Genomic DNA, 25198 nt, shown 5'->3' on the forward strand with positions numbered 1-25198 from the left:
TGGACTCGATTAACGTGCTGCCTTTGCAACTCTTTCTTTTCCGTCCTTCTTGTTAATTGAGAAGCACTTTGCATCGCGGTTTGAAGCAGCGATTATCTCTGCTGCAAGGCAACTTGCTGCGCTCTTCTTGGATTTGAATGATGCCTGGTTTGCACCCATTGTGATGTATCTCAATGCGGTGTCAACTCTTCTCTGTGGTGCAGTATCAACTGCTTTTGGTACGGATATTCCGCCGTACTTCAACCTGACAACTTCTTCTCTTGGTCCTGCGTATCCAATAGCGTCTACAAGTACCTGTACAGGGTTCTTTTGTGTCTTGTTGTTTATGATGTCGAATGCATCGTCAACAATACGTAATGCAACCTGCTTCTTTCCAGTGTTATCCTGTGTTCTCATCATATTGTTGACAAGACGCTCAACGATGGAAATGTCAGACTTGTTGAATTGCTGTCTGGCGTGCTTTCCATTGGAGTGAGGGATGATTACGGGCTCAAGGTTCACGTATCTCTTGATTCCACTGTCTACGATCTCTACTTCACTGAGATCCCATTTGCTGAATAATTTGTACATGCAATTATCTCCTTGGTTTCTCTTTACGGCCAATGACCATTTCCCTGAGGGATACGTTGTTCACCGCAGTGACCTTGAAACGTACTCCTGGAATATCACCCATTGCACCACCCATGCGGCCACCGATTCTCTCTACTGTTACTTCATCGTGTTCATCAATAAAGTTGATAGCTCCGTCACCAGGGCAGAAAGCAGTTGCTTGACGACCATTCTTGATCAACTGTATTCTTACACATTTCCTGATAGCAGAGTTTGGCTGCTTTGCTTCGATTCCTACTTTCTCAAGTACGATTCCTCTTCCCTGAGGTGCACCACTGAGCGGATCTGCCTTTACGTCTAATCCGAGGGTACGCCTGTTGTAGCGGGAATCCTTCCAGCGTGCGTCCTGACGCACATTCTTGAGGGTATGAGCTGCATATTTTCCATTTGGCATGAATTATGTCTCCAATATTATTTTCCTTGGTGAATGTTATAATTTTAAATTTTACTGCAAGAATACATCATCTATATCATGATGCCTTTTTGCAACAAGCTTTACTTTTTCAATGTTTTTCCCATTTTTCCCTATGGCAAGTCCCTTGTCCTTATTGGATACTTCTACATAAGCTAATCGCTTGTTGTTCTTGCTCGTAATATTAACTGACCTTACGGCTACGGGGCTGAATGCATTTTTAATGAATTCAGCTGATTCATCCGCATATTCAATGAGATCAATATGTTTGTCCACTGCTTTTTTCACGCGGTTGATATGGTCACCGTTTCTTCCGATGGCTGCACCCATATCTCCTGCCTTGATTACATATATTATACGTCCGTCATCGATTATACAATCTTTAACGGTTGCACTTGTCAGTTTTTCAAATAGTGCAATGTATCTGATTCCTTCCGTGGACAGTTTGATCTCACTCAAATAAGGCAACTCCTTTTAAGCTGCAGCCAGAATGTCAGATTCACCACTGTCAATGATTGCCATTGCTGCAATGATGAATGGTTTACCGCAGGCTGGTCCAAGTTCGGTACCGGTGCCAGGGTAGTTAAGGATTGGTACATTTGTGCTTTCTATCTTTGCTCTTACATCAGCAGGACAGTTAGCAGCAAGTACTACCATCTTAGCTTCATTTTTCACAGCAGCATCAATAGTCCGCTTTGATCCCATGATGACCTCTCCGGTCCTGATTAATTTGATCAGTGCTTTGTCAATATTGATATCCATTTTGATCAACTCATTTGTAATGTCTGTTTGAATCTGTATTGTAATATTTGAATCCGTATATGTAGTTGCTGGTTGTTCTTCCAAATTCACACATATTTGTTCATCTGGAAATTAGATGTACATCGCCTGTACCTAACTTGATAGGTTGTCCGACGATGATGTTCTCTGTAACACCATTCAACTTATCGAGGTCTCCACGCATACCAGCGTCAAGCAAGTGGTTGACGGTAACTTCGAAAGCTGCACGTGCAAATACACTTGCTTTCTCTCCTGAAATTCCATGTCTTCCAATCTGCTTTACTTCACCATCACAGCACATAATGTCAGATACGAGCATGATGTGTCTGACATCAACTGTAAGTCCCTGCTCTGCAAGGGTACTGTTTGCTTCTGTAATGATGGCATTCCTCGCAGCTTCGATACCGAACACTTCGTATATTTCACCAATGTTATTGGTATACGTTCTTGTTACGTCCACACCTTCGATCTGCAAAACATTCTTAAGTTGTGATCCTTCGGTATAGAGGGTATATTCATCTCCCTCTTTCCTGATAACAACTCTCTTGATTCCTTCTATTCCCTTAAGGGTAATGTTGTGAATGTTTTTAGCGAGCTGCAGGAGTTCTCTGTATGATGGTGCGTTCGGTGTGACGATGACCTGATTCGCGATATCGCCGGAAACCGTTACCATAACATCCATCTCATCCCTGAGCTTGTCCGCGACCTCATCTGGTGTGAGTGACCTGTATTTCAAGGTCTTCTCATGCAGGTCAATGATAAGGTGCATGTTTGCAAGATCAGTTGTAATGTCAGCAAGATGTTCTATGTGGGTTGCTTCTATTTCCCATGCAAGATGGCGTGCCTTATCCCTGTCATTTGCCCACTCTTCTTCCAATGCGATAGTCATCATTGGAGTACTGGGCTGTTTCCTTGCATCGACGATCTCTATGAGACGTGGCAAACCAAGTGTTACGTTAATTTCAGCAACACCCGCATAGTGGAAAGTACGCATGGTCATCTGTGTGCCCGGTTCACCTATGGATTGTGCTGATACAACACCCACAGCTTCACATGGCTCCACACATGCATACTCGTAATTTTCTTTTAATTTTTCGATGATGTCCTCAAGCTCTTTTTTGGTAACTCCTACCTTGATAGCATCATCTTTAAGAGTTTCCAGCATGCTTTTTGGCATGTCAAGATTGCTGATCATCGAATCAATAGTAGCTTCACTGATAGCCATTTTAATTCACTTCCTTTCCGGTGATCATTCTAACTACTCTGTGTATAGCTTCAGGTTTACTATAGTCACTCTTTGTAGAGTCAATACCATCTTCACCATACTTGAACTGGACAACAACACCACGTGTCTCACGAACTGATCCGTCATACTGGACTTCAAGATCCTGCAATGCATTAACAAGTCTTCTTTGCAGATAACCTGATTGTGATGTACGTACCGCAGTATCTACCAGACCTTCACGACCACCGATGGCGTGGAAGAAGTATTCAGTGGGGTTAAGTCCACTCTTATAACTTGCTTTGACGAAACCGTGTGCATCTGCACCCAGGTCACCTTTGTCAAAGTGTGGGAGTGTTCTTCCTGCATATCCTCTTCTAATCCTTTCACCACGAACCGCTTGCTGTCCGACACAGGCTGCCATCTGGGTAAGGTTCAACATTGAACCTCTTGCACCGGATTTAGCCATAATTACCGCTGAATTTTCAAGACCAAGCTGCATACCTGCAATGTTACCGGTCTGGTCTCTTGCCTTACCCAGTACCTGCATGATCTTCATTTCAATGGTTTCTTCAAGCGTACGTCCTGGCAATGCTTCAAGTTCCTTTGCCTCATAAGCTTCGATCAATTCACTGACGGTGTTCTCTGCCTCTGTTAGCAAGTTGTTGATCTGCATCTTTGCAGTCTTTGGTATGTCTTCATCACTGATACCGAAACTAAGTCCGGTCTTCATAACACCGCGTATTGCGAGTCTTGTGAAATCGTCAACAAACTGTGCACCGGCTTCACTGCTGTATTCCTTTACGACCTTATCAAGGATCTTGCCTTTGAAAGCGCCAATTGACTGTTCATCAATGGTACCCTGTAGCATCTCTCCGTCCTCGATAACAACGTATGCGTTATACTCGCAATCTCTCTTCTTACATGTGTCACACTTGTAACATACCTGCGCAGGGAATTCCAGGTAGAGTCCCTTTGGCAGGATCTGGCTGAAGATCTGCTTTCCGTTCCACAGTGGCTCTCCGTCCTCTGAATAGCTGGAGGGGTCCGGAAGGACTCTGATGTCGGATTTCCTGAGGAGTTCCAGTGCAGCATTCTTGGTGATCTCATTTTCGTTCCTGGTGAGCAGGAAAAGTCCTGAGATGTGATCGTGTATACCGCCGATGATAGGTCCGCCGAAACGTGGTGACAGGATGTTTTCCTGTACTTGCATCAATATGCTGGCCTCTGCCCTTGACTCTTCGGTCTGGAGGACGTGCATGTTCATTTCGTCACCATCAAAGTCCGCATTGTATGGTGGACACACAGCAGGGTTCAGCCTGAATGTCTTGTTAGGTAGAACCTTTACCTTGTGGGCCATAATACTCATCTTGTGGAGTGAGGGCTGCCTATTGAAGAGAACGATATCTCCATCCATCAGCTGTCTTTCCACTGTCCAGCCAACTTCGACCTTTTCAGCAAGTTCTTCCCTGTTTATTTCGGTAACTCTGATACGTCTTCCATCATCGCGTATTGCATAGTTTGCACCTGGGTGAATGGCACTGCCTCGTGAAACATACATGCGCATCAAGTCCAGGTTCCTGGTTGTTACCATTACGGGTATGGTCATGTGTTTCGCGATTGCGAAAGGAACGCCGACCTCGTTGATACTGAGATTTGGATCAGGGGATACTACGGTACGTGCTGAGAAGTTAACACGCTTACCTGACAGACTTCCTCTAAACCTTCCTTCCTTTCCTTTTAAACGCTGGGTCAGGGTCTTCAGTGGCCTGCCTGATCTGTGTCTGGCAGGTGGTACTCCTGATACTTCGTTGTCAAAGAAGGTGGTCGTATGATACTGGAGCAATTCCCATAAGTCCTCTATGATAAGCTGTGGTGCTCCTGCATCCCTGTTTTCCTGGAATCTCTGGTTAATACGGATGATATCTACAAGTTTGTGTGTGAGGTCATCTTCACTGCGTTGTCCGGATTCAAGGGTAATTGAAGGCCTTACTGTTACAGGTGGCACTGGCAATACTGTGAGGATCATCCACTCCGGTCTTGCACTGTCTGGATCCATCCCAAGTACTTTCACATCTTCATCAGGGATGTTCTCAAAGCGGTCTCTGATCTCTGTAGGTGTGAGCTTGTGCCCGTCCTCTATATAATCAGTTGGCTTTTCAAACTTAACTTCCCTCTGTTCTGCATTACAGTATGGGCAGGTCTTTGCCTTTCGTGCTTCCTTGAACACTTCGTTGATGACGTTATCGGGCATGTGCCCCATTTCTTTTGTATTCTCGATCTGCTCAAGGAACTGATTCTTCTTTTCTGCTACAAGGAGAAGCCTGCTACAGTTGTGGCAGACTGAGCGAAGTGCCTTGCGTATGGTCCTGTTGAATCCTACATGTATTACCGGGGCAACAAGTTCGATATGTCCAAAGTGTCCTGGGCATTCTCCTGCGCGGCTGCCACATGTCTTACATTTGAGACCTGGGTCGATAACACCAAGTCTCAGGTCCATGAGTCCCATGTCGATCGGATATCCGTCATCGTCATAGGTGTCTGCAGTAATGACTGCAGTAACACTCATTTTCCTCACTTCACGTGGTGATAGCAAACCAAATTTGATAGCACCAACCCTTTTTGGAATAGATGGCATGTCATTCATCTTGTATCACCTCAAACAGCATCTTCAAGTCTCAGTCTTGGAGCTACTCCCAGAGACTTAATTTCATCAAGCAGCAACTTGAATGCATAACTCATTTCAACAGGGTGGATGTCGGTTTCAGCACCACAGTTTGCGCAGTACCTTACATTCCTCTTTCTGTCTAATGTAGCTACCATTCCACAGTGTCCGCAGACAAGTTCGACTACCTTGTCAGACTCATCCAGCAATCTTTCCTTCAGTGTCATTGCAGCACCGTGACCGATAAGCACATCACGTTCCATTTCTCCGAAACGCAGACCACCTTCACGGGCACGTCCTTCAGTTGGCTGGCGTGTAAGTACCTGTACTGGACCACGGGACCTTGCATGCATTTTTGATGCTACCATGTGGTGCAGTTTCTGATAAAGGATAACTCCTACAAACACATCTGCGCGTATTATCTTTCCAGTGACACCATCAAAGAACACTTCTTTTCCTGTGTGTGAAAATCCCTGTGTTTTCAATGCAGCACGCAGGTCATCCTCATATTCTCCGGAGAATGCAGTAGCATTGATACGTCTTCCTTCCATTGAACCAATTTTACCGCCTATCATCTCAAGCACGTGACCGACTGTCATACGTGATGGGATTGCATGTGGGTTGATCACAAGGTCAGGTACCATTCCCTTTTCCGTGAATGGCATGTCATTGAATGGTACAATAAGTCCGATAACTCCCTTTTGTCCGTGTCTGGATGCAAACTTGTCACCGATCTCAGGGATCCTCTGGTCTCTGATCTTTACCTTAGCAAGACGTGTACCGTTGATGGATTCTGTGAGGAGGACTGTGTCCACAACTCCTTTCTCATTAGAACGCATGGTGATCGCACTTTCTCTGCGCTGTTCGACCGTGATTCCGAAATCAGACTGCTCTTCAAGGAAACGGGGTGGACTGGTCTTGCCTATAAGAACATCGTTTGCACCAACAACTGTCTCTGGGTTAACCAGACCATCAACATCAAGATTTGCATATGATTCGGGACTACGTGCACCTCTAAACTCAGAGTCAGGTATCTCAAATTTGTCTTCCTGTCCACCAGGGTATCTTCTTTCCTCACCCTCGAAGGTTCTCAGGAAGTGACTTCTTCCAAGTCCTCTCTCAATGGAGCCTTTGTTGAAGACCAGTGCATCTTCAATATTGTGTCCTTCGTAGGACATAACAGCTACAACGAAGTTCTGTCCTGCAGGCCTGTCGTCAAAGTGTATGGCTTCACATGTCTGTGTTCTGACCATAGCTTTTTGTGGATAGTGTAAAAGGTGTGCACGGGTGTCGGGTCTCAACTTTATGTTGGATGTTGATACTCCGATACACTGTTTTACCATTGCTGCGCCCATTGTGTTACGTGGGGATGCATTGTGCTCAGGATAAGGTACCATTCCTGTACAGATACCAAGCATAAGCCCTGGGTTGATCTCCATGTGGCTATGGTTGTCTGTAATGTGTTCCCTGTAAAGTGCAATAAAGGCATTTTCTTCTTCTTCTGAGTCAAGGAATTCGACCTTTCCTTCTTTGATAAGGTCATCGAAGGTGATCTTCCCTTCTCCTACTTGTTCTTCCTCTTCAGGGCTAAGCAATGCTTTGCCATTCTCAACGATGATGAGTGGCCTTCTTGCACGTCCCATGTCCGCGCTGATGATAATCTCGTTAATATCTTCGTAAAGGGTTACGTTGATCTGCTTCGAAATAAGTCCGTTCCTGCGCTGTTGTCTTATGTTTTCAACAAGCTCGGCAGGATCATCAGTTGTTCCTATGAATTCTCCGTTCAAGAACACTTTAGCATCAGTCATCAAGATCGCCTCCTAATCCATCATCCAGTGTATCTGAATAGTTCGTATATCCAATCGGTTCCGCTTTTTCTTCTACAACAGGTGTGGCCGGTGTTGTGGTTTCCAACTCTTCTACATAATCGTCCACTTCAACATCATACTCCGGTACCACAACAGCAGAATGCAATATGGCAGGTTTTACATCCAGGTCATAAAGTATGTTCTTTAGGCCCTTGATGTCATCTGCTCCGGTGGAAAGTTCAACCATCTGAGCAAAGTTCTTGACCAGTCCACAGTTAGGACCTTCTGGTGTTTCGGATGGGCATAATCTTCCCCATTGTGTTGGGTGGAGATCACGAGCCTCGAAGTGTGGCTGAGCTCTTGAAAGTGGGGAGATCACACGTCTTAAGTGGGATAATGTTGAGATGTAATCTGTTCTGTCAAGCAGCTGAGATACACCTGTCCTTCCGCCTACCCAGTTACCAGTAGCCAGTGGGTGCTGCAATCTGTCCGTCAATACATCTGCTCTTACAAGTGTAACTACGTTCAGTTCACGGTTTCTCATGTTTGCTCTTTCAAGCTGATATTTGACATCACGTGATAGCCTGTTGAATGCCACTCTGAACAGATCTTCCATGAGGTCCCCGGTAAGCTTCAAACGCTTGTTGGAGTAGTGGTCCTTATCATCTGGCGTTCTTCTTCCAAGTGCCAGTTCAAAACAGGATTCTGCCATTCTGCCAATGAAGTTTGCCTTTGCGTTCCTATCAGCTGGTTCATTTCCAAGGTGGGGCAGAAGGTATCTGTCAATAACGTAGTTGGCACGTTTGATCTGGTAATCTCTTGCCTGTCCGGATGCAACCCTTGAACCGATCTTTTCCATGGCATCTTCCATGTTGTCGACTTCGGCTTCCTCAAGGTTCTCGAACATGAACTTCATGATCTCAGGGTCAGTTGACACGATCTTCACGAGGTCTTCATCAGTTTCTATTCCCAATGCCCTCATGATGGTTGTGAAATTGATACGTCCTGAAATTGATGGGAATGAGACTTCAAGCAGTGATTTTCTTCCTCTTTCAACAACAACAAGTGCTCTATATCCTCTTCTCTGTGAGAATACCTTTGCAACTTCGATGGTGTCTCCGTACCTTTCTCCAAATTCTGTGAGTATCTTGTTCGGAGCAAGGTCCTCGAGCGTCATAACCACACGCTCGGTCCCGTTAACGATGAAATATCCTCCTGGGTCGAGTGGGTCTTCACCAAATTTGACCATTTCTTCGTCACTGAGCTCTACAAGGTTACAGATGCTGGATTTGATCATCACTGGAAGCGAACCAATCTTTGCTTCCTGTGGTTCTTTTTCCTCATCATTCTCTACTACGCTCATCTGAAGGTACAGGGGTGCGGAGTATGAGAGGTTTCTCAGCCTTGCTTCGTTTGGATACAGATTTTCAATAGCACCATCTGCTTCCTTAACAACAGGATTTTCGACCCGTATCCTTCCTAACTTGATGTATGTGTCTTCAAGATCGGTTTCTATGATCTGTTGTTCGTCTATGATCTTCTGAAGTCCGGTTTCCAGGAACTTGTTATAAGAATCGATATGATGCTGCACGATCTTATCTTTTGTGAAGAACGAAATCGGTATTTGTCCTTTACTTAACGCTATGATAGCACCCTCTTTGTGTAATTTGACGATATTGCAAAAAAGCCATGATAATATTTGATCCTGTGAAATAAACCACTATTTCACATGATGACAAGTCGGTAGTAAAAAGCTTCGCCAGCGGTCTGGCTATTTCTGGAAATTTTGACAACTTCTCCCACTTGTGCCCCGATTTCCTGTATGATGGGGTCATCAACTTTTATCTTTGGAAGCTGTTCTTTCCCTATCTTATATTCATTTAAAAGAGATTTTAATTCATCTTCAGGCATAATTTCATGTTTCGGGATAAGCTCGTGGTCGAGCAGGTTGAATTTTCTCACTGTATATCCTCCCTCAAAAATATGAACGTGAACACATGCAAAAATTTGGCGGGCTCGTAGGGATTTGAACCCTAGGCCGTCTGGTTAAAAGCCAGACGCTCTGCCTGACTGAGCTACGAGCCCCTTATGGTTGATGTGGTTTTGCTGGTGTTGCTGCACGTTCATTTGACTTCGGTGTAGCGGTGACAAAAGGCACTTATCCTATATATACGTTGTGGATGTGCTATTCACATTCTTACGCATTTGGTGTAAAAAGGACTTTATCACTTATAATTGTTTACCTTGCATTCTATTAATGTACTTTCAAAAAAAAGTATTTTCATAATCTATATATACGATTAATCAAGCACTTTAGGAAGTTGAAAATAGATATTTCTCACTGCTTCTATCAGTTATAAGCTGTTCATGCATGCTTTTTCCATGCATATTATGTATATTATATAACAAGAATAGTAAATTCTAAAAAAAGAAAAAAAATAGAGAGCTTGGTGTTATGTTCCGTGCTCCCACCCGTTCATGTAGTCGCTTTGTTCACTGGAAAGTTCATCAATGGTGATTCCCATGGACTGTAGTTTTATCTTGGCTATGCCTATGTCGATCTCATGGGGTACTGGGTGTACTCCTGCTATTAGCTTGTTCTCAGCTATATGCCTGACACAAAGTGCCTGGTTTGCGAAGCTCATATCCATGACCTCTGCAGGGTGTCCGTCACCTGCTGCAAGGTTCACCAGTCTTCCATCAGCAAGCACGTAGACCTTCCTGTCTCCCAGGTTGTATTCCTTGATGTTCTTCCTTACAGTGCGTATGGACTTAGCCATGCTCTTAAGGTCTTCCAGGTTGATCTCCACATTGAAATGGCCTGAATTTGCAAGGATAGCACCGTCATTCATCACTTCGAAATGTTCCTTGTTCAGAATGTCCCTGTTACCTGTGGTTGTAAGGAAAATATCTCCGATCTTTGCGGCTTCCTTCATTGTCATGACCTGATATCCGTCCATGCGGGCTTCCAGTGCTCTGATGGGGTCGATCTCGGTAACTATCACATTGCCACCAAGTCCACTACCTCTCATTGCAGCACCCTTGCCACACCATCCGTATCCACCTACAACCACATTCTTACCTGCAACAAGAAGGTTGGTGGTTCTCATTATACCGTCCCATGATGACTGCCCGGTTCCGTAACGGTTGTCGAAAAGGAACTTTGTCATGGCATCGTTTACTGCAATGACTGGCATCTTCAGTGCACCGTCGCGCTCCATTGCTTTTAATCTGTGGATCCCGGTAGTTGTTTCCTCACATGCGCCAAGAATACTGGGGATCATTTCGGGCCTTTCTGTATGGATCTTGAAGATGAGGTCTGCCCCGTCATCAATGGTGATGTCCGGTTCAAAATCAAGTACCTTGTCGATTGCCTCATAGTATTCTTCAGTGCAGCAGTCATAGCGTGCGTAACAATCAATGTTCTCGCGGCTATCCAGTGCCATTGAAACATCATCCTGTGTGCTCAGTGGGTTACATCCTGTAATTGCTACTTCGGCACCACCTATTGCAAGTGTTTCCACAAGTGCTGCAGTCTTTGCTTCAACATGTAATGCCATTCCAACTTTGTGTCCCTGTAAAGGCTTTTCCTTTTCAAATTGTTCTCTTATAGTAGCAAGAACTGGCATGTGATTGCGAACCCATTCTATCTTCTGATTTCCGGATTCCATCATTTCCTTTTCGCTCATTTTATGTCTCCATTATTTGTATAATTCGTATGATTATTTGTATTATTTATATGTCCGATCTCTCAGGCGTTGATCTTTGAAACCAGCTCCTTTGAAGCTGCTCTTGCCTGGTCGATCACATCCTGCTCATTGATGGATAAGACTTCATAATCTTCCATTAGTACTTTACCATTGACAATGGTACTTTTCACGTCCGTGCCCTTTGCAGAATATACAAGCTGTGATGCGACATCATAAACAGGGGTCAGGTGTGCTTTATTCATATCAACGATTATTATATCGGCGTTGTATCCTTCTTTGAGCATACCGCTGTTGATGCCCAGTGCCTTTGCGCCATTGACAGTTGCCATTTCAAGTAACTGGCGGGCAGGCAATACTGTAGGGTCCATGGTACTTACTTTCTGGAGCAGTGCAGCAGTCTTCATTTCCTCGAACAGATCCAGATTATTATTGGATGCACATCCGTCTGTTCCAAGGGATACGTTCGCTCCGGCGGCAAGCAGTTTTGCCACAGGTGCAATGCCTGATGAGAGCTTCATATTGCTTACTGGGTTGTGGGAAATGTTCACTCCCCTTTCTGCAAGTATCTTGACGTCACCATCAGAAAGCCACACACAGTGTGCTGCAAGTACATCAGGTTTGTAGAAATCAAATCCGTCAAGCAAGTGTATGGAGCACATGCCATGCATCTCCTTCATCTGGTTAAGCTCGGCTTCGGTTTCCAGTATGTGGATGTGTATTCTGACATTGTCCTTTGTTGCCTGTTCTCTTACCTTGGCAAGGAACTCTTTTGAGCAGGTATTTGGTGCATGAGGGCCGTACATTGTGGTGATACGTCCGTCGGCCTTGCCATTCCATTCCATGACAAATTTTCTGCCTTCTTCCAGTTCCTTCCTGGCTCTCTCCTCATCACCGAGGTCTATCATTCCGTAAGAAAGTGCAGCTCTTATGCCGGATTCCTCGACTGCCTGCGCAACCCTTTCCTCATGGATGTACATGTCAGCAAAGGCGATTGTGCCTGATCTTATCATTTCAAGACAGGCAAGTATGGTTCCTGTATAAAGGTCGTCTCCGGTAAGTTGTGCTTCTGCCGGCCAGATGTGATTCTCAAGCCAGTCGTTGAGCTGGAGGTCATCAGCATAACCTCTGAAAAGTGTCATACCTGCATGACAATGGGTGTTCACAAGCCCCGGCATGACTACAGAACCCTGTGCGTCTATTATCTTATCTGCCGTGGCATCAGTTGATGCGCCAACTTCTGTGATGATGCCGTCCTCTATTACCACGACACCATTTTCAATATCCCCTATTTCAGGGTCCATTGTAAGTATGTAAGAGTTCTTAATGATGATATCAGCCAAATTCAATTCTCCTGCTGGGTTTCAGTTATAAGTTCATCCAGATACATTTGCATAATATTAAGCCTCTGTTCTGCAATATCCCGTGCTGAACTGGTATTCAGCCGCTCCATTATCTTGAAAGGCTTTCTTTCCATGTAATCATAGAATCCATCGAAGGGGTCATCGGTATATGCGTTCATGGAAGTCTCCTTCACTGTGCCAATTGTAGTTTTAAGCGCCCTGAGCGCTCCCATGGAAACAAGTGACCTGAATATTCCCACAGCACCAAGTGCATCAAGCCTGTCTGCGTCCTGAAGTATCTGTGCCTCGATGGTCTCAGCCTTCATGCCACGACTGAATCGGTGTGTCTGAATGCAGGAAGTGACATGCTTTATGAGCTCAGGGTCTGCACCTTTCTCTGCAAGGAATTCCTGTGCGATCTCTGCGCTGTACTGTGCATGATTTCCGCCTTCCTTGTGCTCTCTGACAATTCCAACATCGTGAAGGAGCGCTGCAAGTCGCAATGCCTGTAAGTCTCCTCCTTCAGTTCTCTGGATGCGGACACACATGTTCTCCACACGCTCTATATGTGACATGTCATGGGTACTGGGCTCACCTGCCAGTACATCTGCGACAAATGTCCTTGTGATCTCGATCAGGTCCATTAGATTCCCCGACTTTTAGCATTGCTCTTCAGATTCTCTTCAATTATGTACAGTGTATCTGAAAGAACTACGTTGTTATCGTATTCCTCAATGACACTAAGGAGAGATTCGTGTTTTTCGTGTTTCATATCCTTTGCGAACTGGATCATGTTCTGTAGTGCACGGGTCACATTATCCACTATACTCACAGTGGCAGAAAGTGATGTTCTTGAAAGGGGGTTCAGGTCTATGGCAATGACAGTTTTTCCCATTTCCACAAGTTTCTCGCATCTATCGCCATCTTCTAAGGGGACCAGTACCACATCGGCACTGAATATGCCTTCTTCTTCGACGATCGCCCTGTCGTGGGATAGGTCCAGTCTCTTCTCAGCCTTTCCTCCAAGCACTTTTCCTGCGCCATGGGATTTCAGGACTTGTGTGATCCTGTGTATGCGTGCAACGCTGCGATGGAAGAGGTTGACCTCAAGGGTCGCCCCACATACATCTGCAAGCGCCACAAGGCTATCTGGCACCAGGGCTGCAGTGTTCCCATTCACCGAAATGATGGGATTCTCTGCAAGGAGTATGTGAGCCACAGCAGCCCTTTCTGCAATGGCTGCTGATCTTGTGGTCTTTTCTCCCAACAGGTAATCGAATGATTCGCCCCTGCCCTGGGCAACAAGCCCCTGCTGGCTTGTAATTCCCATTTTTATTCCCTCGACTATCTTTTCCCGGGTTATCAGGGAATCGTATCTGGGGTGGTCTTTGGGAATGTCTGTCATTTGTTCCTTAACCTCCACTGTTTAGTTGTTCAATTGCCTGTGTTCAATATCAGTCCCTGGTCTGAAGGAACGATCATTGTCTGGATCTCCTGTCCCTGAAGCATCTCGATATACTTGTAGTCTATAAGTTTCGGGTTCTTTGCAATTTCCTTGTTGATGATGCTCAATGCTTCAGCTTCACCACGTGCTCTTGCTACGGTAGCGTTTGCATGACCATTTGCTTCGATGATCTTCCTCTCAGCTTCAAGTTCTTCTTTCTGCTTTACGAATACCATTCTCTGGGCATCCTGGTCAGCCTGAAGTTTTGACTCAATTGCTTCTGCAACTCTTGTTGGAAGTACAACATTTCGCAGCAGCACTTCTTCAACGATTATACCATCGCTTTTCAATGAGTCTTCCATGTTTTCCTGCATTTCTCCGGCAACAAGCTGTCTTTCCTCTCCATATACCTGAAGTGCTTTCTTGCTGGATACTACTTCTCTGATGGCTGATTTTATTGTTGGGCGGATGATCTTTTCGGCATAGTTCATACCGAGTTGCTGGTGGATGTTACTTGCCTCGTCGGACATCAGTCTGTATCTTACGGTGATGTCCATTCCAAGTGTAAGTCCCTCTTGTGTGAGCGCCTGTATCTGGTCATCTCCTACTATCTGACCTTCGGCTGCTCTGCCGCTCATGGTGTAGGTTTCACTTTGAACTGAGTATTTGGTTACGCTGACCCATGGTGGTACTATGTGTAGTCCTTCGCCAAGTTCGTCTTCCTGAACTCCGCCAAACTGATTGAATTTTACTCCGACCTCTCCTGCTCCTACGGATACAAAGAGAGAGCCGAACATTACTGAAAAAACGATCAATATAACGAAAACAATTGCAATTGACCTGAATATCTTGGAAAAGACTTCAGGTATATCTTTTAGAGGGTTTTCCGGAACACCTTTTGGTGGTTTCGGGTCCCATCCATCTTCCATTACCATGTTAATTTATTCCTCCTTGGAATTGATGTGAAAAAATTCTGGATAGCAGTATACTAATATGTATGATAAATAGGCTTTTGCTCATATTATCCTTATACTGGTAAAACTTGTCTTATAATGAAGCACATTGCCAAATTCGGTGAGTGCCTGCTGAACTGTTTCTTCTTCAGGATTGTTGCTGATGGCGAAAACAGTGTTTCCAAGCATTGCCTGTGAAGCCATTCCTCCGGCAGCTTCAACAGTTTCAATGATATCAATGATCCTTTCATCAGCCAGCCCTGTATCAATGCAAAAATCCCTTGAACATGCCATAAATTCTGCGATGGTGGGTTTTTGCATGAGTTTCTCCATGGCTTTCCTCCCGGTATAGTTTATTCGCCCAAGCAATTCCGCGTTTCCAAGCACAGAACCGGTTGATAACTTTCCAAGGGTGAGGCAGTAAACATCTAGTTCAGGACCGGGGATATGGTCATATTTTCCGGAATCAGGTGCTCCGGGTACAGTCCTGATAACAACTCCGCCCACGGATTGCGCAGCCACATCTCCCAGTCCGCTACTGTTTCTCACCTCAGCCACATGTGCAATTTCATTGAGCTTGTTTGCGGTAAGGTTCAGGGACAGGGCACTATTTAGCGCATAAGCAGTGCTCAGGGCACCAGCGCCTGAAGCTCCCAGTCCACATTCCACAGGTATGTCTGCCTGACATTGCACCTTAACCGGCATGTCAGTTATTATCTCGATAACAGTGGAGATGGTATTTCCGCTGACCTTTTTCCCGTTTAACATTATTTCGCTTTTCTGTATGCCTTCTCCAGCGGTAACTGTGCTCTCGATTCCTGCATTGAGCACTATCCCGCAACCTGTGGATCCTTTCATTACAGGGTTTTGGTGGTCATGTGTTTCAAAAAAGCCAGTAATGTGTGCCGGTGCAAATGCTTTTGCATTGAGTGTGTCGCCTTTGCATTTTTCAGAAATCAATGTTATTCCTCAAGAATCATTTCTGTGATAATATCCATAAGTTCAATTGCGATCTTGTTCTTAGGACCTGCAAAGTTAGTGATTTCCCTGTTGTCCGCATGGATTATGTGAACACTGTTATCCTGTGTCCCCATCCCTTTCTCGCTGACCTCGTTAGCCACTATCATGTCGAGTTCTGCTTCCTCAAGGGTCTGTTTTGCTCTTTGAATAAGTTCATCCTTTCCTATTCCCGCTTCTGCCTTGAATCCCACGATAATCAGTTCCGGGTATGCCTTTCTTACTTCCCTGATGAGTTTACGGGTTGGCTTGAATGAGAGTGTCAGGTCCTTGCCGGATTTTATCTTGGAATTTGCAGCATCAAGAGTATAATCGGAAATTGCCGCAGCACTGATCAGTATATCATAGCCGCTTTCAAGTTCACTGAGCACCGCATCTGTCATTTGCTGCGCACTTTCTGCAAATACATCCCTGATATTCCCCGTACCAACCTTGTTCCTGTGGGCAATGGTGACATCAGCTCCTCTTCTGTATGCCTCTAGGGTCAGCTCAACCCCGGTTCTGCCTGATGCCCGGTTTGTCATGATACGTATGGGGTCAATGGATTCGGCTGTGGAACCGCTTGTGACGAGTATCTTCTTCCCAACGAGGCTATTTATTCCTATCATCCGCTCAACTTCAAGCACTATCTCATCGTTGGATGCTATCTTGGCTATGCCTTCCTCTACCTTTGGTCCAATGAAGCCGATTCCCCAATCCTTTATCTTTTTGATGTTCTCAAGAACAGCCGGATGCCTGTACATATCCTCATGCATGGCAGGTACTATCATCACAGGCTTTCCTGATCCTATGGCAGTGGTCGCAAAGGTGGTGACGCTTGTGTCATCTATTCCTGCCGCTATCTTGCCTATGGTATTGGCTGTTGCAGGTGCGATAAGTAAGAGGTCTGCCCTGCCCATATTGCCGAAGAATTCTACGTGCTCCACCTTTCCGGTAATGGTGGTTATTGCCTCGTTCCCTGTGGCGTAATGCAGGGCCATCGGGTTGATTATATCCTTTGCAGCCTTGCTCATCACTGCATGGACCTCTGCTCCCCTGCGTATGAACTCCCGGGCAAGCTCGATGCTACGTACGGCTGCGATGCTGCCTGTGACCGCAAGCACGATGGTCTTGCCTTTCAATGATTCTGATCTTGTGGACTTTATCCACAGTGTTGGATGTTCATCGGGAATTTCTGGCATATTCTATCCTTTTTTTGAGTAGATAAGTGAATTTTTAGTATTAAAATGAAGTGGCTTATGTTCTACCAGCTTAATTGTAGTAAAAAAGCATGTCCTCAGTTAAGTTTAGCTCTCGCCGATTCCAGGGCCTTTCTATCGACGAGCTTTGAGGCGAATTCGTCTGCCAGCAATTCCAGTTCATCCTCTGAGCGGTTCTTTGTGAAGGTCACCATGGACAATTGCCTGAGTATAGGGGTTTTGGCGTTGTGGCGAATATGCCACATTTCATGGGCAAGTATGGCCTTAAGTTCAGTCTCATCCATCAGCTCAAGCATACCAAGGGACAGGAATATGGCTTTTCCCGAGGCGAATGCCCTGAGGATGGCAGAATCATACTGGTAGACATTTACCTCTCTGTCAATACCGTTGACAAATTCCTGTGGCCAGTCCATGATCTCTGTTATAGGCTGGGCATTATATCTCCTGATGAGTATCCTGTAGTATATTCTTGGCAGGAATATTAGAATCGTGCCTGAGATAAGCACATAAGCCAGATATATCTCGATACTTAGCATCTGGTTGCATTGCATTGCGTAGACCACGGTTGCAATGGTGGCAATGATGAATAACTGGCTGCCCACAAAAGAAGATATTCTTGTAAGGGGTTTTTTTGTCCTGTGGTAGATGCTGAACATCAGTACAGCCATGAATAATGAGAAGAGTAGCAGTGGCAGAACATTGGCATCATTGATGCATGCAACGTAACATTCCACTTCTTCCTGTATGGAGAAAATATCCTGCACCCCTGGATAAATTATTTCTTATCGTGATATTTGTGGAAATTCTCGATGGCAACCTTGCCGAATGTGTCCACAAGGCTGTCAAGGACTTTTCTTGTGATGTTGTTTGCGGTATTGTCCATTGAATCGGCAGCAGAATACAGGTATCTGACCTTCTGTCCGCTCTTGTCCAACTCCCTTGTGGCAAAACCTGCTTTCACCAGTCTGTCCAGTGTCCCCGCTACGCTGGAAAGGGAAATGTCTGTCTTTTCAGTTATCTCGGGTGTGGTCAGCTCGGCATTGTCCCATAGGACTTCCATGATCCTGGCTTCAATGGGGCTGAAGAATTTGGTGAGTCCTTCGTTGGAGAGAGTTATTCTGTCCAGTTTTACCATAACTTTACAACTGCTGTAAAGCCATATAAATTTTGTGAGCTCCTGTTTTTCAAAGGCACATCTTTGCTTTACACCAGGCGTAAAGTTAATCTGCTTTACACTTATTGTAAAATGTAGTGCTTTACACTGGATGTAAAGTGAAATGAATAATCACTAATTTAGGTATGGGGGTAATAGAATACGTTTACACTCTTTAGTATTGAAGGATGTCTTCCGTCGTAAGACAAAACTTGCGGTAGCCGTGCTTGGCGTGGTCGTAGCCGCTACAGCCATTGTAGCCGTGGTCACCACATTTTCCGCAGCAACGGAAGGTCTATATGAGGAATCGAACCGCTTCGGTGCGAATATAATAGTCAGGCCCAAAATAGAATCCATTCCTCTGGTGGATGGTTACAGTTCCATGGGCTCATTGTATGCAGGTGAGAATTACATTGAAGAATCGGAAATATCCCGAATATATACCATCATGGATAGTACAAGCCTGTCGGTTGTAGCACCACGATTGTATGGGATTGCAGAAATTGGTGACGCTTCTGTTGTTGTTATGGGCGTCGACCCTGAGCAGGAGCGATCTCTCAAGTCATGGTGGAATATTCAGGGTCACTGGTTATCCACAGAAGATGCCGGGCAGACCGAAGTACTGGTAGGCTCGGACATAGGCGGTCCTCTGGGGCTTGAAGAAGGTTCGATGATCACCCTTAGCAAGGGCAATATCACCATGGATGTTCGGGTCGCTGGTGTGATAGAGAGCACGGGTAGTAACGAGGATAGCTATGTGATACTTCCACTTGCAAGCTCACAGTACCTGCTTTCAAGGGAAGGGAAAGTTAGCAGTCTGGAAGTGAGAGCTCTGTGTAACGCCTGTCCTGTTGAAGATATGAGTACACAGATAGAAGGTGTTTTACCTGGTATGGAAGCTAGGGCAATGAGCCAGATAGTACAGAATGAGATGGCAATGATCGACCACAGCCGCTCCTCTGCAATGGCAGTCTCCATAATTACCCTGCTGGTGAGCACATTGACGGTTGGTTCCACAATGCTTGCCTCAGTCAACGAGAAACTCAAGGAGATAGGTATCATGCGTGCCATAGGAGCAAGCGACATCCAGGTAGTTTCCATGCTCTTCCTTGAAGGTGCGATCATCGGAGTTGTGGGAGGAAGCATTGGGTTTTTGATAGGAACACTGGCTTCGTTCGTTGCAGCTCCCATACTGGTAGGGGTAACACCTGATCCCATGTGGAATATCCTGCTTCCGGTTGTGGCTATCTGTACGCTTACCGGAATGGTGGCTTCACTTGTTCCTGCAAAGAAAGCTCTTGGAATTGATCCTGCGGAGGTGCTGAGAAGTGTCTGATGATACCAATGTAATACAGGTACGAAACGTGATGAAGAACTACAACCTGGGCTCCAATGAGGTGGCGGTTCTACATGGTATCGACATGGACGTCAGGGCGGGTGAGTTCGTCTCCATCATGGGTCAGTCCGGCTCTGGAAAAACGACTCTTATGAACCTGCTGGGTATGCTGGACCGTCCCACAGGCGGAAGCATCATTCTGGATGGTACTGACATCACCGGCAGATCCCAGAAGGAACTAGTCGAGCTAAGGCGCAAGGCTGTAGGTTTCATCTTCCAGCAGTTCCACCTCATCCCTTCACTTACAGCTTATGAGAACGTTGCTCTTCCCCTGGTTTTTGCAGGTGAGGATGATGGTGGTATGGTCGCAAGTGCAATGGAAAGGGTAGGTTTGTCCCACAGGATGGACCATAAGCCCTCGGAAATGAGTGGTGGTGAACAGCAGCGAGTGGCTATTGCAAGAGCCGTTGTCATGAAACCAAAGATACTGCTTGCAGACGAACCTACAGGTGCGCTGGATGCAGTCACAGGTGCTAAGATAATATCCCTGTTAAAGTCGCTGACCTCTGAGATGACAGTTATCATGGTAACCCATAACAGTGAGCTTGCTGCACATTCTGACAGGATCATTGAGATTCAGGACGGTAACATTAAGGAATCAATTCTGGAATGAATTTCAGGAATAAATTCCAGGATTAAATATCATAAGTAAAAATCGGGAGTAATATTATGAATAGAAAATTGGTCATTGTATCTTTGTTGGCAATAGTGGTATCCCTTTCAGTATTGGGGTGTATAGGCACTGAGGATTCTGCTTCTGCAGGACCGTCCGGTTCAGTAAAGGGAACATGGATAGAATCTCAGGTAAGCGGTGATACTGTATCCATACCCTTAAGCTCAGTTGAAAAGAACACCAATGTTCACTTCAAGGTGAACACCGATATCGGGGAGGTGGCGGTCATGGCCTACAAGCTTGATGGCGAGATAATTGTCCGCTCCAATGTATGTCCTCCATGTGGGTCCATAGGGTTCACACTTGAAGATGATGTGCTGGTCTGTGATGCTTGTGCCACGGTCTTTGATGCCGCAAGTGGTGACGGTATTCAGGGAGGATGTGTGGCATATCCAAAGGAGAGCATACCCTACACAATATCAGATGGTAGCATCGTCATGGATCAGGATGATGTTGTGACCGCTCACCAGAAGACCGTGGAAGTAAATTAGATTTAAGTTATTTTCCTCCCTTCCCATACATGAGGACTTAGTTCCTCATTTTTTATTTTTAATACTATTTTTACTTCTCCTGATATTACTTATATCTGCAAACAAAATTACAATACTTATATTAGTCTGCATTTGTAATAGCCCCTACAAACAACGTGTAAAGAGGCTGTACAACATGGATGAACAAATAAGGATAAGAAAAGCAAACTCATCTGACAAGTCTCGGATACTTTCCCTTTACAAAGAGGTTGCCACGCATTCCGGTGGCATTCTCAGGAAGGCTCACGAGATCACAGGTGAATACGTGGACAAGTTCATGAACAACAGCCTTGCAGACGGTATAATCCTGGTTGCTGAAGACACTGATACCAGGCAGATCGTGGCGGAGCTGCATACTAGAAGACCAGGTGTTGCTGTATTTTCGCATGTTCTGGGTCATCTCACAATCGTTGTGCACCCTTCATTCCAGAGGAAAGGGATTGGTAAGGGGCTTTTCACTGCTTTGTTTGAAGAGATAAAGCAGAATTACCCACATATTCTGAGGGTGGAACTGGTAGCCAAGGAAGGCAACTCCGGAGCCGTCGAGTTCTATAAGAAGCTCGGCTTTGTTGAAGAAGGGAGAATGGAGAAAAGGATACTCAGGGATGATGGGACTTTTGAGGCTGATATCCCAATGGCATGGTTCAATCCGGATTACAAGAGTTCAGGAGATACTGCTAAAATTAGCAATGTCTGCTAATCTCTCAATCATTTGCTAAACTTAATCAAGAGTCCTGTCAGATATATTCACATGAGCCTGAAACAGTCATTATCACTTTTGTTCATTTCACTTTTCATACTTTCATGTGGCTGTTTTGGTATGAATGATGGTGTTCCGTCAGGGGTTGATGAAGCTCCAATATCACAGGTTTCCGCGGGTGAAGAAGAGTTCATTGAGGATCCGGATTACCGTCAGGAGATGCGTGAACTCGTTATTGACATCAGCACCTACTCAAAACAAAAGAATCCCGATTTTATAGTAATTCCACAGAACGGACAGGAATTATTGATAGAAACGGTGGATGCTCATCAGGTATCAGAGGAATACCTCGCAGCAATAGATGGTGTTGGCAGGGAAGATCTCTTTTTTGGTTATGAAAATGACAACGAAGTAACACCAAATGAGAATACCGATGAAATGCTTGCCCTGCTTGATATGGCAAAAGAAAATGGTATCTCAGTGCTTGTAACGGATTATTGTTGGGACAAAACATTCGTTGATAGTTCCTATCAAAATTCAGCCGCCAGAGGTTATATCTCATTTGCTGCTGACAGCAGAGGACTTGATTCTATCCCATCCTATCCCGCAGTGCCCTTCGCTGTAAATTCCGGGGATGTGTTGTCGCTTTCAGATATCGGGAATTTCCTGTATATTATAGATCCCGGGAACTTCGATGAGCGTGGGGATTTCTTGAAATCACTGCAGGAAACCGATTACGACCTGTTGATAATAGATATGTTCTATGATGATATCAGCTTGACAGTGGATGAATTATCAATGCTCAAAACAAAATCCAATGGTGGTTCACGGCTGGTCGTTGCCTATATGAGTATCGGGGAGGCTGAGGATTATCGCTACTATTGGAGCGATTCCTGGGAAAGAACTCCACCATCATGGCTTGAGGCTGAGAATCCTGACTGGGAGGGGAACTATAAGGTGCTGTACTGGGGCGAGGGGTGGCAATCAGTCATTTACGGAAGCGAAGATGCGTATCTTGATAAGGTAATAGATGCAGGATTCGATGGTGTTTATCTTGACATAATTGATGCTTTTGAGTATTTTGAGGGTGTATAAAAAGGGAATCTGAAAATAAATCTAAAAGAGAAAACGAATCTAAAAAATAAAAAAGTAAATGTGTGGTGTTAATACACCACCATTTTTTCAACAAATAGAGTTTTCAATATCTTCTCAATTTCACAACCATGAAATTCCAGAGTGGCAGAGGTACCTTGCAGAAAGTTCCCACTGGTAAGTTCCATCTTCTTCAGTGATTGTCCAGATGTCATAGTCCCAATGTTCTCTGTCTCCGTTCTCATCGAGCTTTGTCCATCCGGTGATGCCGAAATATGTCTCAGATAGGGTATCCATTGCCAGTTTTGTACTTTCATCATTCTCTGTGATGGCATCCAGGTCTACAAATGTAGCTATCCAGAGTGCATCATATGCAGACAATGCGTAAGTTTCAGGAACTCTTCCAAGCTCTTCCTCGATTCTGGACCCAACTGTCTGGTATCTGTCATTCTCTCCAACGTATCCGTATACTGGTGCCTTGACATTGGTTGCTGCAGCAAAAGCGGCCGCATTGTTATCGTTGACCAGTTCTTCGTTCAGTGCTATACCATCACTGCCATACCAGTTGACCGCTGACAGAGCAGGATAGTTCTGAGCTAAAGTGAATATCTCTGTTGTTTCTCCATAGGAGCAAAGAAGTACAGCTACAGACCCCTCGCCATATTCTGAGGTGGCTGATGTTACTATATCGTTCAATGATTCTACTTCTGCAGAAAGATCAGCATTGTCATTTTCGTATGCAATACTTTCAAGTACTACGCCATCAAGAGACTCAAAATTCTTTTTTGTTTCTTCAAAGAGTCCGTTGCCCCATACATCGTTTCTGTACATTGGGATGACAGCACTGATTCCTTCTTCTTCCATGAGTGTAGCCAGAACCATTCCCTGATTTGTGTCGTCAGGTACAAGCCTGAACAGATTATCGTCAGGAATTGCTAAAGAAGGAGCCGTTGACCCAGTACTCAGAAGAATGATATTATTGTCTGTTGCATATTGCAGGACAGCTTCTACCTCTTCACTTGCCTGCGGACCGACAACGATCTTCACTCCCATCTCATCAAGTTCCTTGAGCTGTTCCAGAGCCTTTTCAGGGTCACTTTCTGTATCCTTAACGATCACTTTCACATTCTTCCCTGAACCAAGTCCTGAGAAATAATCATTAATGTCCTTACTTGAAACATCAACTGCTGTCTGGCTTGATTCACCGATAGAGGCAAGATTGCCTGTAAGTGGTAAAAGTGCTCCGATGGTTATGTCTCCAGATTCACTGGTAGCCTCTCCGGTCGATTCAATGCAACCCATTCCAAGGGTTGCTATAAGCAAAATACTAAGTAATACTCCTGTTAGTTTTTTCATAAGATGGTCACAGTCTCTTCAATATGTATAATCTATATTTATATATTTTGATAGTATGCGGTGTTAAATGGGAGATTTTTTATTTAGTAGATGTCTATTTCACATAGAATGGCAAAGAAGGAAAAAGTCGTTGAAAATGTTAATTATCTCTTCAACAAGTATACCGGAAAGGAAAAACTTGAAGGACAAATAGATCACCTTCAATCTCATATAGTTGAGCTTGAGATCGATAATAAGACCCTTCGCACGAAGTTCGAGAAGAGCGCTGCAAATGAAAAAAAAGCTGTGGCTGCAAAACAGGATGCAGAGGAAGCTCTCAATGCGGCAGGATTTCGAATAAGCACACTTGAGCATGAAATTGAGAAAAACAAAGAAAATAGTTTCGACCATTTATCTTTCAGTCATGTGGATATGTTGTCTATTCGCAGGATGCAGGACTATGTGTCAACCCTTTCTTCGCTTAGGTCTCCTGAAGAAACACTGCTGACACTGTATGTCTGTAATGGGAGTTCGGTATCAGGTATTTTTGGAAATGATCCTGTAGAAAAATACATCGACCCCGATACTTTACACCTTCTGGAAAAGATCGATTCTCAAAATGGTTTTGTACTTTTTCATGATCGCGATAGTCTGGTGAATGAGGTCATTATTCCTCCACTACCCGTGGAAACCTCTAAATGGTTGCAGGGTACGGCTTTCAATACCGAACAACTCCTTGGTCTGCTGTCAAAAGAACTATCAATTTGCATTTTACTAGCTCATGCAGGTGAATCTTTTGTAGCATATTCACTGGATTCAAGACATCTGGATTCCTATGAACTGATAAGAAGCAATGTAAAATCCAAACACGGTAAAGGTGGGTTCAGCCAGAGACGTTTTGAACGCCTGAGGGATGAGGAAATAGTTCATCATGCAGACAAGGTTCGGGAATCTCTTGGAGAACTCATTAATAATCTGGAATTTGATTTTGATTACCTCGTAATAGGTGGCGATCAGAACCTTGCGAATCTTATCATCAAGGATATTGATGTGGATATTCCGCTGCTGTTCTCTCCTGTTGATATACGTGTGGAGAAGCATGCCTCTGAAGATGTGCTAAGGCAGGTCTTTCTTTCCAGAAGATATAAGTTATAATATGT

General features: G+C 44.8%; 25 protein-coding genes and 1 tRNA gene. 6 read left to right on the top strand and 20 right to left on the bottom strand.

Going from position 1 to position 25198, the window contains the following annotated elements:
* Nucleotides 1-9: 9 nt before the first annotated feature.
* The 19 genes from V7O66_RS00235 to V7O66_RS00325 all read right to left on the bottom strand — a co-directional run bounded on the left by V7O66_RS00235 (nt 10) and on the right by V7O66_RS00325 (nt 18294).
* Nucleotides 10-570: a 30S ribosomal protein S7 gene (locus tag V7O66_RS00235; RefSeq protein WP_406660987.1), complete on the bottom strand. Its 561-nt coding sequence runs from the start codon at nt 568-570 to the stop codon at nt 10-12.
* A gap of 4 nt (nt 571-574) precedes the next feature.
* Entirely contained in the window at nt 575-1003 is a 429-nt protein-coding gene (locus V7O66_RS00240) for a 30S ribosomal protein S12 (protein ID WP_406660988.1), read from the bottom strand.
* Nucleotides 1004-1054: 51 nt separating this feature from the next.
* Nucleotides 1055-1480 (bottom strand): NusA-like transcription termination signal-binding factor, encoded by a 426-nt coding sequence (locus V7O66_RS00245; protein WP_406660989.1) that lies wholly within the window; start codon nt 1478-1480, stop codon nt 1055-1057.
* A gap of 15 nt (nt 1481-1495) precedes the next feature.
* On the bottom strand, nt 1496-1783 hold the full coding sequence (locus tag V7O66_RS00250) for a 50S ribosomal protein L30e (RefSeq protein WP_406662693.1): 288 nt from the start codon (nt 1781-1783) through the stop codon (nt 1496-1498).
* 100 nt (nt 1784-1883) lie between these two features.
* Entirely contained in the window at nt 1884-3026 is a 1143-nt protein-coding gene (rpoA2, locus tag V7O66_RS00255; protein ID WP_406660990.1) for a DNA-directed RNA polymerase subunit A'', read from the bottom strand.
* Between the two features lies 1 nt (nt 3027).
* A complete protein-coding gene (locus tag V7O66_RS00260; RefSeq protein ID WP_406660991.1) occupies nt 3028-5670 on the bottom strand; it encodes a DNA-directed RNA polymerase subunit A' in 2643 nt (880 codons plus the stop codon).
* 11 nt (nt 5671-5681) lie between these two features.
* Entirely contained in the window at nt 5682-7496 is a 1815-nt protein-coding gene (rpoB, locus tag V7O66_RS00265; protein ID WP_406660992.1) for a DNA-directed RNA polymerase subunit B, read from the bottom strand.
* Complete coding sequence (locus tag V7O66_RS00270; RefSeq protein ID WP_406660993.1) at nt 7489-9087, bottom strand: DNA-directed RNA polymerase subunit B''; 1599 nt, start codon at nt 9085-9087, stop codon at nt 7489-7491. Before V7O66_RS00270 ends, rpoB begins: the two co-directional genes overlap by 8 nt.
* A gap of 134 nt (nt 9088-9221) precedes the next feature.
* Nucleotides 9222-9458, bottom strand: a complete 237-nt coding sequence (locus V7O66_RS00275) for a DNA-directed RNA polymerase subunit H (RefSeq protein WP_406660994.1) — start codon at nt 9456-9458, stop codon at nt 9222-9224.
* 46 nt (nt 9459-9504) lie between these two features.
* Nucleotides 9505-9581: transfer RNA gene (locus tag V7O66_RS00280), tRNA-Lys, on the bottom strand.
* Between the two features lie 368 nt (nt 9582-9949).
* A complete protein-coding gene (locus tag V7O66_RS00285; protein WP_406660995.1) occupies nt 9950-11185 on the bottom strand; it encodes an adenosylhomocysteinase in 1236 nt (411 codons plus the stop codon).
* Between the two features lie 62 nt (nt 11186-11247).
* On the bottom strand, nt 11248-12546 hold the full coding sequence (locus tag V7O66_RS00290; RefSeq protein ID WP_406660996.1) for an amidohydrolase family protein: 1299 nt from the start codon (nt 12544-12546) through the stop codon (nt 11248-11250).
* Nucleotides 12547-12548: 2 nt separating this feature from the next.
* Entirely contained in the window at nt 12549-13190 is a 642-nt protein-coding gene (locus V7O66_RS00295) for an HD domain-containing protein (RefSeq protein WP_406660997.1), read from the bottom strand.
* Nucleotides 13190-13951 carry a 4-phosphopantoate--beta-alanine ligase gene (locus V7O66_RS00300; protein ID WP_406660998.1) on the bottom strand — a complete coding sequence of 254 codons (762 nt, stop codon included), beginning with the start codon at nt 13949-13951 and terminating at the stop codon, nt 13190-13192. Before V7O66_RS00300 ends, V7O66_RS00295 begins: the two co-directional genes overlap by 1 nt.
* A gap of 29 nt (nt 13952-13980) precedes the next feature.
* Nucleotides 13981-14925 carry a prohibitin family protein gene (locus tag V7O66_RS00305; protein ID WP_406660999.1) on the bottom strand — a complete coding sequence of 315 codons (945 nt, stop codon included), beginning with the start codon at nt 14923-14925 and terminating at the stop codon, nt 13981-13983.
* A gap of 81 nt (nt 14926-15006) precedes the next feature.
* Complete coding sequence (locus tag V7O66_RS00310) at nt 15007-15903, bottom strand: pantoate kinase (protein ID WP_406661000.1); 897 nt, start codon at nt 15901-15903, stop codon at nt 15007-15009.
* Between the two features lie 2 nt (nt 15904-15905).
* The gene (coaBC, locus tag V7O66_RS00315; protein WP_406661001.1) at nt 15906-17141 is read right to left on the bottom strand and encodes a bifunctional phosphopantothenoylcysteine decarboxylase/phosphopantothenate--cysteine ligase CoaBC; all 1236 of its coding nucleotides are present in this window, start codon (nt 17139-17141) and stop codon (nt 15906-15908) included.
* A 95-nt stretch (nt 17142-17236) separates the two neighbouring features.
* Complete coding sequence (locus V7O66_RS00320; RefSeq protein ID WP_406661002.1) at nt 17237-17923, bottom strand: M48 family metalloprotease; 687 nt, start codon at nt 17921-17923, stop codon at nt 17237-17239.
* Nucleotides 17924-17934: 11 nt separating this feature from the next.
* Nucleotides 17935-18294 carry a BlaI/MecI/CopY family transcriptional regulator gene (locus tag V7O66_RS00325; RefSeq protein ID WP_406661003.1) on the bottom strand — a complete coding sequence of 120 codons (360 nt, stop codon included), beginning with the start codon at nt 18292-18294 and terminating at the stop codon, nt 17935-17937.
* A 199-nt stretch (nt 18295-18493) separates the two neighbouring features.
* On the opposite strand from V7O66_RS00325, the gene V7O66_RS00330 reads away from it, so the two are divergent.
* From V7O66_RS00330 to V7O66_RS00350, 5 genes are all read left to right on the top strand, one after another.
* Entirely contained in the window at nt 18494-19648 is a 1155-nt protein-coding gene (locus V7O66_RS00330) for an ABC transporter permease (RefSeq protein ID WP_406661004.1), read from the top strand.
* Nucleotides 19641-20321: an ABC transporter ATP-binding protein gene (locus tag V7O66_RS00335; protein WP_406661005.1), complete on the top strand. Its 681-nt coding sequence runs from the start codon at nt 19641-19643 to the stop codon at nt 20319-20321. Before V7O66_RS00330 ends, V7O66_RS00335 begins: the two co-directional genes overlap by 8 nt.
* Before the next feature lie 56 nt (nt 20322-20377).
* Complete coding sequence (locus tag V7O66_RS00340; RefSeq protein WP_406661006.1) at nt 20378-20872, top strand: Fe-S-containing protein; 495 nt, start codon at nt 20378-20380, stop codon at nt 20870-20872.
* A 175-nt stretch (nt 20873-21047) separates the two neighbouring features.
* On the top strand, nt 21048-21611 hold the full coding sequence (locus V7O66_RS00345) for an N-acetyltransferase family protein (protein ID WP_406661007.1): 564 nt from the start codon (nt 21048-21050) through the stop codon (nt 21609-21611).
* 51 nt (nt 21612-21662) lie between these two features.
* On the top strand, nt 21663-22706 hold the full coding sequence (locus V7O66_RS00350) for an endo alpha-1,4 polygalactosaminidase (protein ID WP_406661008.1): 1044 nt from the start codon (nt 21663-21665) through the stop codon (nt 22704-22706).
* Between the two features lie 120 nt (nt 22707-22826).
* Here V7O66_RS00350 and V7O66_RS00355 read toward each other — a convergent pair whose 3' ends face one another.
* Nucleotides 22827-24059 carry an ABC transporter substrate-binding protein gene (locus tag V7O66_RS00355; RefSeq protein WP_406661009.1) on the bottom strand — a complete coding sequence of 411 codons (1233 nt, stop codon included), beginning with the start codon at nt 24057-24059 and terminating at the stop codon, nt 22827-22829.
* 108 nt (nt 24060-24167) lie between these two features.
* Between V7O66_RS00355 and V7O66_RS00360 the strand changes: the two genes are divergently transcribed.
* Nucleotides 24168-25193 carry a Vms1/Ankzf1 family peptidyl-tRNA hydrolase gene (locus V7O66_RS00360; RefSeq protein WP_406661010.1) on the top strand — a complete coding sequence of 342 codons (1026 nt, stop codon included), beginning with the start codon at nt 24168-24170 and terminating at the stop codon, nt 25191-25193.
* The last annotated feature ends 5 nt before the right edge of the window (nt 25194-25198 follow it).

Origin of the sequence: Methanolobus sp. ZRKC3 (assembly GCF_045291275.1) — an archaeon.
Lineage (GTDB): Archaea > Halobacteriota > Methanosarcinia > Methanosarcinales > Methanosarcinaceae > Methanolobus.